The following is a 14,615-nucleotide window of genomic DNA, read 5'->3' on the forward strand; positions in this document are numbered from 1 at the left end:
TAATAAATATTCCCGATATTTATCCTCATGAAAAAAATATAACTAAAACTGGCATCAAATACCATGTTTATCAAAATTTGTATCCCTCCGAACTGACGAAGAAGAGCGTCTTATAGGAGTGGAGATAAGAGGACTTGGAAGTTGAATATTACTGCAGTTTAAGTGGGCCCAATTTTTTGCTTCTCCAGCGATGATTAATGTAGATGCATTACCCGTAAGGGATGAATACTCAGCGTATTCATGCTTCTACCTATTCTAATTACTAAAAATAGGAAATAATGAACATGAAAAAGATCCTTACCGCGCTCGCCCTGGCAATTGTTAGCACCGGCGCAGCCGCTGACACCTGGTCTCCCCAAGGTACCATTGGCCTGGCCAATGTCGGTGATATAAAAGTATCTAAGGGTATAAACCTTACTTGTGGTCTATCCGGTAGTTCTACAACAAATTCAGCAGGTAACGCCTCTGTGGGCAGCTTGTCACTGAATACTGGTTTCCTTTGTGGAGCAGTTAGCTTTACCAATCTGCCCTATACATTGGTAGGTAATGCAGGGAATACCGTTACCCTAAAAGATGTAACTGTTGCAGCTATTACCGGCAATTGTTTTGGTGATATTACCGGTAGTTTTAACCAATCTACCGGAGAAATTACTTTTAATGCCGCGGTACTCCCAAGCGTTGGTATTGGTAGCGACTGCAAAATAACCGGTACTATCTCCACAAATCCCCAGGCATCTTTCGTGCCATAAGTAACCTTTAAAAGGCCAATATCTAAAGTAGAGTAGTCAGAAAGTACTGGCTGCTCTACTTTTTCCCCGTCTGTATATTCATAAAAAACCAAGATATCTGTTTCTAAATATCAATCATTATCTGCAAAAAAATTCTTATCCTCTTTTTTTAATATGCCTGCCATTAGTTGACCCGCTCGCTTTATTAACTCGGCACGTTAATAATGTACCAAATGTACAGCTATATAGTTTTTACCCAACTATTTGTTTATAGATTGTATAAACTTGCATTTTTGGCTCAAAGTTACTTTAGGTCTTAATAAGAAGACAATGCAGAGAGACTAGGCTATTCCCAAAATAAAGTACAATTGGGAGGTGTGTGGCTAGTCCTAGCAAACAATCATCAACCGCCCGCTACACGATTGGTCGATGATTTATATGAGTGAAAAGAAGGTTAGAAATAGAGGTGTTTTCAGGCATAGCCAGTCTGAAAAACCAGTAAGACACTATAGAACCATTAGTGTCTTACTGGAAATATAAAAATTAGAAACGCTTATTTAGACTAAAGCCTATAATACGCGGATCCAGGGTGAATACATTGGTAGTAAGGCCGGAGTCATCACTATTGGTAAAGGCGCTTGTGATAGGCGTATCATCAAAGATATTTTTCACATATAACTGCACTTGCAATTCTGATTCCGGATGAGTAAGGGTCGCTGATGCATTGAAGTTATCCCAGGCTTTTAAGCGGTCATACTCGGTATTATAAACCCGCGCATAACTCTCAGACTGTCGATAGTAATCGGCACGTAAAGCTAATTCCCAATCTGAAAGGGGAATGACATGCTCCACTGCTAAGTTAAACGTTAACTTAGGAGCATTTGGTAGTTCATTGCCACTTAGATCAGCAGAAAAACCGCGCCCGCCATTGGGGGCATCAGTAAGTGGATTATATTCGCCCAGATCGTAACCGAAAAGAGCCAGCATTTGATCCCATCGGAAATTTGGATTTTCAATAGAATCAGAGTAAACGCCCCATTGCTGTGAGCCCGCACATAATGCCCAAAGGGGGACTACACCAAAAAATCCTTCCAAGGCAGTCATAGCAGCTTCTACATATTCTACCGGAGCAATACAGTTGGAAGGTACCTGTAAGCTAGGCCGCAGAACTGTCCAGTCTTCATTTCCCTGGGTGCGGTCCATAACATCTATAGATTCCTCCCCTTCTGCTATGCGGGTTCTCAAGTAACCCACATTCATATTCATCCTGGTGCTCTCTGTCATTTGCCATGCCAGCTCTAACTCCAGTCCCATACTTTCTGCATCAAAGTTTTCATTTAATGCGATACGATCAACAATCTGGGAAACCTGGTAATCGGTATAGTCGTAATAGAAAGCTGTTGCATTTAAGTTTAAACGGCCATCAAGCAAAACATTCTTGGTACCGAACTCAAGGGAATTTACAAATTCAGGTTCAAAAGTATTAGGTAAATCTTGGTATTGAACCCGCGCTGGATCAATCACCGCACGTGGAGGGTTAGAACCGCCTCCTTTATAACCGTGGGCAAAAGAAACGTAGAACATAGTATCATCGCTAAAGGGAGTATCTGCTCGCCAGTCTAGCACTGCCCGCCCGGTATACTCTTGCCAATCCTGAGAAAACTCCTCACCCTCAGGATATCCCATATTGGAATAACCACCTGAGCTGCGACCTGAATAAGTATCACCATCTTCATAATAATTACCAAGTAATAACTGGCTAGGTACAGGATTTGTGGTCTTTTCATCATTGGTATAACGTAGACCAGTGGTAAGTTTTACATCGTCAGTAATTTGCCAATATGCCTCACCAAATACAGCCCAGGAACTAGTTTCTACCAAATTACGGCTAAGAAAATAATTATGACCCATTTCATCAATATTGTTTAACGAATTAGGGTCTACATATATACAGTCATCCCCAGATAAATCTGTGGCGGGGTCAATGCAATTTATCGGAATGATATTGCCATCTTCATCGTATCCCCGACTGTAAACATATTCAGAAATCATGGTGAACATGTTATTAAAAACAAAGTAATCATCCTGGGTTTCAAAATTCAGGTAGTTTGCACCAACGGAGAAATTCCAGGGGCCATCAAAAGCTGTTTGCAAACGGAACTCCTGACTCCACTGTTCATTATCAGAGCGGCTTATATCTACTGCCAAAATACCATCAGAGTCACCGAGTTGTGGGTCGGTGTAAATTCCTCCAGGTGTAGGGCCTAATGCCCAACTATCACCAAGTTCTGCTGAGTCAGTAAAGACCGCGCCAGTTGTAAAACGATTATAGTCCTGAGAGGAGTAGTAATCGTCCTTAGCATAGGTAGACTGAGAATAAAATGTCAGAGTATCAGATAAAGCCCATTCAAAATTCAGTTGTACTAAATCATTTTCTGCACGAAATACTGGGTCAAAACTAGTGGATATTTCACGTAAATCACGTGATTGATCAACCCCACTGTAGGGATTTGGGAGGTTTGTGAGACTACCATCTTGAAAAAGATTTGGGTGGATAAGCATTGTCGGTGCAACTATATAAGCAAGGCCAGCCCCATTGGGTGCACTAAAAGCATCACTACTATATAGCGAGCTAGGCAAACAGCCCTGACTTGTCATTGCTTGAGTAAACTGTGTTGTTTCTGTATCACCGACCATTGCATCACCGGGGTCAGTAGTACAAAGCTGCTTACCGGTGCGGGATCGCTTGTCATCTTCATCAAAGTGTTGCCAAATCAAATTAGCATTAAACTTATCACTGGGAGTCCATTCAAAAATGGCACGCGTGGAGTAGAGATCCCGGTCGTTAACATCATTCTTGGTATAAGTATTGTAATCAAAGCCATCCCGCTTGGTCATGGCTCCAGAAAAGCGGAAAGCCATAGTTTCACCCAGCGGTATATTCAACATACCCTTGGTACGCTTACTATTATAATTGCCCACTTCAACCTCAATCTCTGAGGCGAATTCATCTTCCGGCATGATTGGTAACATATTAACCACACCAGCAGTGGCGTTACGACCATATAATGTGCCCTGAGGGCCACGCAGAACTTCTACCCGCTGTACATCAAAAAATTCCTGCTCAAACAGACGATTCCTGATTAAAGAAGCATTATTAAAACTTACTGCAACGGCAGGATCACTACTGGCAGAAATTGACTGAGTTCCCACTCCTCGAATAGAGAAATTGTATGAGCTAAAGTTTGTTTTGGAGAAGTTAACATTGGGAACGGCTCGCAACAGTTCATTGCCCCCTTCGATCTTTAAAGCATCCATGTTATCCCCAGATAGCGCGGAGACTGCAATAGGCACATCCTGAATGCTTTCCTCAATTTTCTGTGCTGTAACCGTAACTTCTTCAATAGCCGAACCAGAATAGTTACTGGGCTTGTCCCCTTGCCCATCCTGGGCAAATGCTGCCACAGATGCAGTATTTATTACCAAACAGGCAATTGCCACACTGTACCAGGGGGTTGAATAGTCGTTTGGGTTTGCGGCGGGGATTGCTTGAGCAATCAAATTTTTTTGTTTACGAAGGCGCATCATCATACTGAGTTTCTCTCTCTTATGCTCACTATTATTTTTTTTCAAGGCCAAAACTGCCTTCCTTGGGGCCCAACTAGATTGAAGACGTAAAAAAAAGATATTAGGGGGGATAAAAAAGAAGATAGAAGTTTAAAAATTTTACTTTTTCTAAGTAACGCACAAGAATTGGGCGCAATCGAAGTCTGAGCGTTGAAAACCGTGCCTAAATGGTTGGTGGGTATCTATATTAAATAGAACTTTTTCAACAAATAATTACCTTCAGGATCTCATATTTACATTGTAGATATAATGTAAGTCCTCACAGAATGTTGACGTAGAACAGAATTGTATAAAATATGAAAGAAAGAGCTTTTCATAGATATCATAAGGTTAATGTCTAGCTTGATTCAGCTTATTGTCCGTTAAAGAAGCATGGAAATTAAATGTGGTTACTATTTGGTAAACCTATGTCTTACTAGATAAGTATGCTAGTAGTGAGAATGGCCTTGTCTAAAGTAGGTTGAAAATATCAAAAAAATCATAAAACTCTAATATTTAAAAATTTTTAATTTAAATTCTGGCGTTTGTTTTCCCTCTGACAGATATTTTTCCAGGTAAGCTTATTCTATTAAAAGCATGTCATTCTGTTTGGTGAGTCTAGATATATATTCTATAGAACTTGATATATCACTTATCAAATAAATTTCTGTAAAAATTCTATCTATTAAATTTATAGCATTTTTCAGGTATGTGATTTTTATGCTCAGATCTGGTGCATGTCTTCCTTTCTTGATCCATCAGTAGGGTCCTAATCCAGTCTTTTTAGGAGGAACTTATACCGATATTTCTTAGCTCTTAGAGGATCAGCTTGAGTTCAAAATACTTATATAAAATCTTCAATCAACAGAGGCATAACAATGAAATTTATCACCACATTAATTGCTGCGGTAATTTATATATTACAGGCAACTATTCAAGATTATAAAATCAGAGAGCGAGAATATTCCCTTCCACTTTCAACTATGCCAGATAACGTACAGGCACTTGCAGATGAAATGTTTGAAGAAGCAACTAAAGATAAGCAGCTTACTGCAGAGCAAGCTCAACAGATTGAAGCTGGTATTTGGAAGATGTTAGGTGAGGGCGCTGTACTTCAGAGAAATCATGAGCTGAAAAAAACAAGAGAAAAAATATCTTACTTAGGGCAGCTATTGTCTTGGTTTATGAAGGCAAAAGGGCTGACCTATGCACAGATTGAAGAAAAATATAGAAGCGAATTTACTGAATCTGAAAAGGAGCTACATAGAGCAATTGTAGAATCTGCCTCTCGTTCCAATCAGGACCTAGTCGGCAAACTCTGGAAGTCAATCTGCAAAACCTTTTGGGGGCAGGCAAAGCTATAATCAGAAATTTGCCATGTAAATTTACTTAACTGACAATCTTATTAAGTCCCTAAAATATTAGGGGCTTTACCGGTCAAGAACTTTTAATCTGACTAAACTATGGCTCTTATAAAGAGCGACAATACCAGAGAAATTAGATTCTTATTCTATTTGGTAATTGCGAGCCAACATGTTGACCTCTTTCGGTGCGCTGAACGGTACGCACACATGAGCCATGTAATCTGTGCTAATTGCTCCTGAGTCATGCCATGTTGCAACCTTAACTTTCGTACCAGCAATACATTCTACTTTTATCTCAAGTGCTCTGTAGAACTGTATGACATAAAAAATTCAGTGTACTTGAGGGCTATTTAAGAGGTGTTGATGAAGATATCTATAACAATTAGATCTCTCTATCTATGGATAGAGGATACTGGCCTTTTATAAAAAAGAACGTAACCTAAACCGCTAGTGGCTCCAAAAAGGAGGCCTACTGTAAGTACATGCTTTAGGTAAATTAACCAACCCCAAAGCGTTGGATAGCCATTAATTGCTTTGATCACATCTATGCCCATTAAAGTATCTTCAACCTTACCAATGTAACTTCCATCAGGATACGGCCAAGCATTAACTCCAGGGTATAGTGAGCCAACAATTAGGCCTAGACAAATACATTTGAATAGATTTAACCCAAAGTATCTTTCAATGATTAATGCAAGTGGTACATAAATAATCATGTGTGCTAGTGATATAGAGATTGAAAAAATAAAAATAAATGCTGGGCCGGCTGAATTTATTTTAGAAAATCCTAATGTTCCGGCCATTAACAAAAGCACTATCGAAGGAATAAGAATTGCAGCAATTATTGATGGTATATGTCGCACAGGAATTAAATTTTAAATAAAATATAAGCTACTATTTTGTGCTGAAGCTATGTCGTTTATTGGCGCACTATATCCATATAGTATTTTCGTGACAATGGGTCGAATGATATCTATATGCATTAGTGTGACTGTCTTCGCAAAGACCACAGAGAAGCAATTATTACTAATCCACAAAAACCCAAATATATTATTTTACCGCTTAAATCTTCAACATTAACACATTTCCAGTTTTCACATTGACGGACTATAAAAACATTTCTCTGATCAATCCAGAAAATTATACTTGCCGTTATTGCGGAAAATATAACTGGGTAAGATCTTACTTTGGGGATAACTTCTGCCAAGAAGGCCGCAAGCCAAAAAGCGAAGAGTGAGGCTAAATATAACTTTAAGTAGCTCTCACCAGAGAAAATCAAGCTGGCGATTGTACTGAAAAAAGCACATAGCCCGATAAAGAAGCGGAGCCCACTTAATCTAGATAGCCCGCCATCATCTTTGGCGAATTTGTAGCCGTATCTTTTCATAATTTATATAACTTACTTGTAAGTGACTTAATCATAAAATGGTCAGCCACTAAATGCGAAGCTAATCTTAGTTTTATACTTACACCAGCTACCCGACCAGTTGAACTTCCAACTTCTTACAGCTTTTAAAACAGATCGATCAAAAAAATTATCTGGCACTGATTCTACAATGTCGATCTCTTCTAAGCCCCCATCCGGATTAAGCCGAGCGGTTAGAACTACCCAGCTATCTACAGGTTGACGGCTCTCTCGGATTGGATAACTAGGGTCATACCCTTCAATTCGTTGAAGTTGTTGGGGGCAATTGGTAATCTCTTCAGAATAGCTAAATGTAGCGAAAAAAAGCAATATAAATAATGTGGCTATTCTCATAACGTATTGATTCCTTCTTGCCTTATCGGAATGAAACCGTCCTGCTTCAGTATGGCGAAAAGAGTGTACACAATCGGATACAGGAACTCGCTATGCTACCGAACTTCGAAAATATATAGTTTTTTAGGCTCGCCTTCAATTGGGACCCAAACTTCTTTCACGCCCTTAAAATCCAATACTAAATCTGCTTCTTCTAGAATCTTTTGAGCATATAGGGACTCGTCCCAGTAAACTCCACCGCATGCATAGTAATTTGGTGCTTCCTTTTCTGGTATATTTACAGTGAATTCACCACCCTTTGGCCTGTTTATTTCTAATTCATACTCTTTAAATACATTTGCAGAAATGAAATTTTTACCTTCAATATTCATGATCTTCGGTAATAAAATTTCTCTCGGCTCTTGAGAAGCACAGCCGCAAATGGTAAGAAAGATAAGAATCAGGAGTAGATATTTCAATTTTCTTCTTCTTTAGTTTAAGGCTGATGTTAGTAATTGATTAATATCGCCACGTTCAGCTACGGACAGTTTTGGACGCTTTATGCACGATAATGGGAGCGCAGCGACTGGGTAAAAATGCACAAAGTTGGCCTTTGACATACAGCCCATTGTTATGCATTAGAGCCTGCTATATAGATAACTGATGGGGTATATGTTGCCACTGTAAGAACCCAAAAAATCAAAAAATTGGTTTTACTAACCCTATTGGGAGTTTCTACTCGATAGCATGAATACGTGATATACCAGTAGGCCATAGGACAAATCATCATCAAGCCAATCAATATAAACCCTACTGTATTAGAAACATTATCAGCTGACACAATAAAGTTAAAAGGAATGACTAAGAATATCAGCACCGACCACAAGAACGTATGAACAGATAGGCGGTACCAAATACTTAAAATGTATTCAAAACCACAATCTGGGCAGCGCGACTTAGAAAAACTAAAGGGGAATACTTCATCTACATTTTTCGACTTGCACTCAGGGCATTTTATTGCCATTCATTTCTTCCTACTTGATGCATAACTAGCTGTTCAATAGTTCCAGTTTTTTGGAATTTCTATTAATCGCGTTCATTGAAGTCCCACCATGTTACTTTAGTGCCGGCGACAACAACAAACTTTATGTGTTGGGTATCGGATTTATAAAGAAAGCTTGCTTGGCAACTGTTATTAGGATTATCTGTTGGAGTCAGATGTTTTATTGGCCAACCTTTAGATCCAATATGTTTTACAACAAGGGACTTTTGAAACTCGTAATCTGTGCTGCAGGCTATGGGGGGTGAAAAGAGAAACGCCCCCCAGCTGACAAAACTGTAAAGCAACTAACAAATGTTGATATTTTAAGCAGCTTTTTCATTGATACATATGACCTTTTACTTGGCTGCCCCTAGTAAGGAGCAACTATCTCATAAGTTAGCGAAAAGGGCAAAGCAAGCAGGAATGTAAACGGTCAGATATCAGATCAGCATGCTACCTACGAACTAGCGTTTTAAGCTGGATAGCAAACTAGAAATGATATTGTGCTCCAAAAGAGGCTGAGTAGGATGAATCGGCGGGGTCATTTAGAAGCCCTTTTATCATAAATAGTGTAGAAGTATTTTTGCTGAGATTGTGTTATCGATTTATAAACTATAAGTAAATTAACAATTTATTTCTTTGATGATCTTATTCATCTCCCTGTGATCTTAAAAATCATCTCTCCTACTTACTGTGTTATAAATTTTGTATTTCTTCTATTTCTGACCAAATGTTGTCACAGAGGTTTGGCCGATAGGCTGATCGACGAAAGATTTTGTACTCTGCTCGATACATATTAAGAAAATCTTTATCACCTGATCGAAGACAAGCTCTCATATTAGCTAGGCGGTCAGCGGCCTTTACTAGTAAAGCAAGCTCTTCTGATCCCGATACTTTGGCCATTTTTTGATATGTTGAAGATTTTCTTATTTTTCTGGTTTCTCCTGGCTCATCACTGAGTATGCACACACACCTGGATACCAGCTCGCCAAATATATCTTCAATCTCTTTAGCTGTTATATCGGTATCCTCAATTACATCGTGAAGATATGCTACCACTTCAGCCTCTTCACCATACTCGCTAGCGATTTTAGCTACTTCATCAAGGTGAACCGAGTATGGGAAGCTACCATACCGCTGGTCCCCATGTGCCTGAATAGCAAAACTACGTGCTTTATTTCTCATATTCACCTTATCGCTCAATGAATAAAACTGGTTACGTTAAAATCAAATTTATAGAAGATTCTGATGATTCTGTCTTATCTCTTGTAATGTACCCAACCATTAGAAACTTGTGATGGTCTAGAAATAGAGCTGATCTTAAACCGGAGGAATATAGTCTGGCTATGACAAATAGAGTAGCTATCCAAATTCCATAGAAAGTAGTAATGCAAACAACAAATCTATGGGGATCTGGGTTGCTACTCTAAATTACACAGCTATTTATTTTCATCGCTTAGGTCGATAACTTCTATTCTTACACCTTTATCAACCATCTCGGATAAATGGAATTTACCGTTAGGTTGTTTTACTATGGATTTTTCAATATCACCAGATACAAATTCCCATAGCTCAGGGTTCAGTGCATTTGGCTTTGGTTTATAAACTTCCGCAGTGAAACCACGTTTTGGCTCATTTTCACGTAAAATAACGATATCACCCTTGTAATCTGGAGCTGTTATTATCGTTAATGTAGTTGTTTCAATCTTATCGCCGAATCCTTTTTTGTTCCACTCTCGTAAAACAACATCAACTTGAGCTTTGTCTAGTTTAACATCATCCGTTTCCGTGCTGGCACAGGTGAAGGATGACAATGTCATTAAAAATAGTAGTAGGATTTTTATAGGTTTTAGCATAAATATAATTACTTACAGTTGGTGGAAGTAATAGTTAAAAGGTTGTGTGTGTCTGGCGGTACAACGATAATTCCTGAGAGCCAGGGAAACATTTTTAATTGTGTCTTAGTATATAATCCATCGCCAGCTTCTTTTTCCCAGTGTGATTCGTACACAAACTCTTTTGAATAAAGCCATACATGCCTACCGCCACTTGACATTCCCAGACCAAATGGAATATTTGCAAACGTGTTGTAATCTGCGTCTTTTTTCTTTGTTAGATTCAAGTAAGTAGTTACTTTATTTTTACTCGGATTATAGTTAATAAGAGTATTGCTTATAGGCACACGACTGACACTATAAGTACAGCTTTTCTTTACCTGGTTGTAGTAGCTTGCAATATGTTCACCCAGACCATCGCTTGGGTGGTTAATATCAGGATTATAATATACTCCTTTCCAGTTATGAGTATTAATCAAGTATTTTGCTAACTCGGTACCTTTTTCTCCAAGTCCACCCACTCGCTTGCTGGAATTAAGCTTTCCAAGTTTCTCAAAACTATATTTAAGAACCCAAATTGCCATTGTTATACAATCGCTAGAAATATGATTTTTATATTTTGTGGGGTTACCAATTTTAAGCTGGCTACCAACATGATTGCTGTGATCATTCATAATAGAATTAATCTTGTCTACAGCATGCTGTGAAAATGTCTTTGTCATACCTAACTTCCCAGTTGTTATTATTGTGGAATTTCCTTATCGAGAACGATTTGATTAGATGACAATAGCTAATTAGGGTCAAGGAAGTGAAAATAGAGATCCTGTACTGCTGAGTTTGTTATAGTATATTTTAGGCTGATAATATCGCTCTAAAAACGGAGCTACTTCACATATTCTATTTTTGATATTTATCAATCACCGACATAAATCATTAAGAATCAGAAAGTTAGTACGGTGAATAGTAGGTATACACTTGGAAGCCTTTTAACCTTGATGCTACTAACGCAAGAAATAACAAAGCATTACACCGAGTATAAGAAATACAAAAGTGGGGTGTGATAGATAATCTTCGCCCAAAGTTTTCTGTTAAATCATAGCGCGTGATCCATATTTGGAACTACACTTCTGCAAAGTGGACTATCGTACCGGATATACCTGGTATTAAGTGTTGTAGTAAACAGCCCTGCTATCTAAACCTTGTAATATTATCTTGATGGCTTGCTGGATACTTAGATAATTAAATAATCTACGGGTGTTGCGTTGAAGAGGTTTGTTCTGTGATTGCTGGGGCTTTAATACCTTCAGACTCCAATCTTATGCTCAATAATTTCTTTGCTAATGGATGTAAAATTGCTGTATCAATCTCCTTGAGTCTGCGCTTACCTAAACGCTTATCCAGTGTGGCTAGGGACTGAATCAATGGGTTCTCGGAGTTTAGAGCTTCATCAATTTTGAGGGTATGAACGAATTCCCAGCAGGCTTGATAGGCATCTTGCCGAGATAACTCTCCATATTCCATCTCACCATAGGATATTTTCTGCTTTTTACTTACATGCTCAGGCACTTCGGAATCAGTAACCCAGCGATTATCCTTTCGATAGTAATCGCCACTCGCTCTATTCCAAAAGGCCTTTGTACAGAAATTTGCTATGACTTCCTTATCAAGTGTCAACCAGGCATGTCCACATGAACAGTTTCCATAACTGGTACTGTTGATAGAGATACGGCCATCCAGGGATGGGGAAAATTTTTCTTCAACTAGAGATTTCAGCTTGCTCCATTTCATTGGGGGAAATTCCTACTCACATATAAATTCATCAGTTCACGGCTGTTGTGTAATTGATTGTTTCGTTCCAATATAGCAGCTACCACAAATTCAGGGGATGAGAAAACAGCAGATTCTCCGCACCTCCTATTCTAATTATTCGTTTACACCAGAGTGATTAAACAAATTATAAAGATAATACTGTTAGTGCAATGAGCTTTCGAAATAGGTAAAGGCCGACCCAATAGCCACCCCAAGGAGGATAGGTCCGGGAAAAAATCTGAATAGCTGCTTTATTTTACTGGGGGTTCGACCATTACGTAGGTCGCTAATTAATTCATGTTGTGCGTGAAAGGCACATAGATCTGATATCATGGCGACGACCAAAGAGAAAGTGAATCCTTCACTAATGGGTGTATCAATACCAAGAGCAGTTTTGAGAGTAACAATACCGCCTATAAATGCCATAGCGAATGTAGAAATGGACTTAAAAAATCGAACTCCAATTCTTGACTCAAAAGATAATGAGGGCTTTGCTCTATGGGTTTATCATTAATTAATTCTTGTAATTTTGCTCTCATTACTTACAACCGTTAACAGGATTTATTTGCATAATAATATCTTTATCAGTCCAATGGAATGCCAAAATTTACGGCAAGGCCTTTGTAAACAAAAGTGTTAGTATTTCTGCAGAAAAGGTTCGATGGTACCAATTTTGTTAGCTTAGGCCATCTGGAGCTATTTTTATAAAGTAAATTATTACAGGTATAAAACAGATCAAGGTTAAAACCAAGTTTGCGATATTCAGTAATCGCCTTCTCCCAAATATCAGAAATAACAATCCTGCTAATTGAGCAACGGCTGTATAAAGGAAATACAACCCTAGTGTTCTATAAAAATTTGCTAGTTCCAGGGTAATAAGAGCTGGAAATATCGCTACCAGCAAATATGAGATGAACCCACATAGCATCGCGATACTAAGTCTACATACTAAATAATTTGTTCTTCCCATATTAGTTTTTAATTTCACTTCTCGCATCATGAAGTGGGTCCGACATTAAAAAGCTCTATGACAGACTGGGTAGATTTATTTTCTAATAATACATATGTAGTATAAGGTCAAAACCTTTTATTGAAAATTTTACTCTTTCCATGTCTTCTGTATATTTGCCGAGGTTATTTCCATCAAGATCCCAGACATTTTCTTTGGCGAACCACGTATTTAATTCGTGATCATGACATTTGAACTGGCTTTGTGGGACTACCTTACCATTTTTCATGGTCGGACCAAAGTTTCTACATTCTGGGCCCCACCTCCACCACTTTAAGTCTGGCATATCTACCATGCCATCTCTGAGGGGAACGCTGAAAACTATAAATTCCGACTCATAATTTTTATAAATTATATATCTTATGTCTCGCGCCCTCTCGTAATGAACATCCCGAGTAAGTATTTCACCCGGCTCTAGATCAGCTATATCTATACTAGGAGATAGTTCACCAGCATTTGCCGGAGGCTTTAGGGCACTGCCAAACATACCAAGTATAAATCCGACTCCAATTAAAGAGACGGCAAAAAGGCTGAACCAAAGTAATTTCTTACGCTTTTTCATTTGAAGATCACAGAGTATTCAAACTAAGCATATCATATCACTTACTGGCAAATATCAAGAGTTTAAAAGCTGCCTGAATAGTGCGATATTGATTGTCATACTAGATAACAAGTACCAAATATAAGAGGTATTCATGTAGCTAAGCATTTACTGATCTATGGTTGTCCAGTAATGTTTCCATACTTGGAAGATATTTGTATAATCGAGCAATCTATGAGTGTACTAGATTGCTCTCAAATCTGTGTGCTAACTTACTTCTTGAAATTTCAGACCTGTAAAAGAATTCGCCTCATATGCAGTTTTAAATTCTTCAGTTACAAAACTAAAAGTCAGTTTATTTGTATAAGATTTAAATATACAGTGCCCCTCTAATTCTGAGTCAATGAACTTAACAGAATCTTGCCCCATGTGAACTCCTGAGTTCACCACTTCAACAGCATTAGTTGAGTCAACATACTCTTCTGGAATCACATATAGTGTATTAAACATGTGATATGTTTCATCACCAATTAGAAGTGGTAAGAACTCACCAGATGAATTTAGAATATCTTTTAGGGATGAAAATGCTCTAGGGCTTAGAACTATATTTCCTAAAGCCCATGTAGTAATGTCTGGTATAGATTCTTCTTTACCTGTGTAATTATCACTAGCGTAGAAGTGCGCTTTGGGAGCTACCCATTTATCTAGCCTCGGTTTTGCACGAAATCGCTGACTATAGGATGGCATTTTCTCTGCAAGATCTGAGACATCTAGTGTAAGTGAATAATAGTTTTCAAAATCACTATCTACTAAATAACTCATAAATAAGGACTCCATTTTGAAAGTGTATTATCTGTGCAGTACAAGCGTGCAAGAATCAGCCTGATTTTTTTTGACCGAATTCTATACATATCTGATACTTCTAGTTTCACATTATTCTAAT

At 38.3% G+C, this 14,615-nt stretch carries 11 protein-coding genes; 2 read left to right on the forward strand and 9 right to left on the reverse strand.

From position 1 onward, the window contains the following. The first annotated feature begins 284 nt into the window (after positions 1 to 284). Entirely contained in the window at positions 285 to 749 is a 465-nt protein-coding gene (locus QT397_04040) for a hypothetical protein (protein ID WNZ56544.1), read from the forward strand. Between the two features lie 522 nt (positions 750 to 1,271). Here QT397_04040 and QT397_04045 read toward each other — a convergent pair. After that, positions 1,272 to 4,367, reverse strand: coding sequence for a TonB-dependent receptor (locus QT397_04045; GenBank protein ID WNZ56545.1), 3,096 nt, complete (start codon positions 4,365 to 4,367; stop codon positions 1,272 to 1,274). 845 nt (positions 4,368 to 5,212) lie between these two features. Here QT397_04045 and QT397_04050 point away from each other — a divergent pair. Then, positions 5,213 to 5,698, forward strand: a complete 486-nt coding sequence (locus QT397_04050) for a hypothetical protein (protein WNZ56546.1) — start codon at positions 5,213 to 5,215, stop codon at positions 5,696 to 5,698. A gap of 392 nt (positions 5,699 to 6,090) precedes the next feature. Here the strand turns inward: QT397_04050 and QT397_04055 are convergent, their stop codons facing one another. The 8 genes from QT397_04055 to QT397_04090 form a co-directional block, all read right to left on the reverse strand. Then, entirely contained in the window at positions 6,091 to 6,501 is a 411-nt protein-coding gene (locus QT397_04055; GenBank protein WNZ56547.1) for a hypothetical protein, read from the reverse strand. A gap of 1,051 nt (positions 6,502 to 7,552) precedes the next feature. Then, entirely contained in the window at positions 7,553 to 7,915 is a 363-nt protein-coding gene (locus QT397_04060) for a hypothetical protein (GenBank protein WNZ56548.1), read from the reverse strand. 1,259 nt (positions 7,916 to 9,174) lie between these two features. Beyond that, the gene (locus tag QT397_04065; protein WNZ56549.1) at positions 9,175 to 9,663 is read right to left on the reverse strand and encodes an HD domain-containing protein; all 489 of its coding nucleotides are present in this window, start codon (positions 9,661 to 9,663) and stop codon (positions 9,175 to 9,177) included. Between the two features lie 254 nt (positions 9,664 to 9,917). Further along, a complete protein-coding gene (locus QT397_04070; protein ID WNZ56550.1) occupies positions 9,918 to 10,334 on the reverse strand; it encodes a hypothetical protein in 417 nt (138 codons plus the stop codon). Between the two features lie 8 nt (positions 10,335 to 10,342). Continuing rightward, the gene (locus tag QT397_04075) at positions 10,343 to 11,035 is read right to left on the reverse strand and encodes a hypothetical protein (GenBank protein ID WNZ56551.1); all 693 of its coding nucleotides are present in this window, start codon (positions 11,033 to 11,035) and stop codon (positions 10,343 to 10,345) included. 526 nt (positions 11,036 to 11,561) lie between these two features. Then, positions 11,562 to 12,101 carry a hypothetical protein gene (locus QT397_04080; GenBank protein WNZ56552.1) on the reverse strand — a complete coding sequence of 180 codons (540 nt, stop codon included), beginning with the start codon at positions 12,099 to 12,101 and terminating at the stop codon, positions 11,562 to 11,564. A gap of 1,073 nt (positions 12,102 to 13,174) precedes the next feature. Further along, positions 13,175 to 13,693: a hypothetical protein gene (locus QT397_04085; GenBank protein ID WNZ56553.1), complete on the reverse strand. Its 519-nt coding sequence runs from the start codon at positions 13,691 to 13,693 to the stop codon at positions 13,175 to 13,177. A 246-nt stretch (positions 13,694 to 13,939) separates the two neighbouring features. Continuing rightward, positions 13,940 to 14,494: a hypothetical protein gene (locus QT397_04090; protein ID WNZ56554.1), complete on the reverse strand. Its 555-nt coding sequence runs from the start codon at positions 14,492 to 14,494 to the stop codon at positions 13,940 to 13,942. Between the last annotated feature and the right edge of the window lie 121 nt (positions 14,495 to 14,615).

This window comes from Microbulbifer sp. MKSA007, from assembly GCA_032615215.1.
Taxonomy (GTDB): domain Bacteria; phylum Pseudomonadota; class Gammaproteobacteria; order Pseudomonadales; family Cellvibrionaceae; genus Microbulbifer.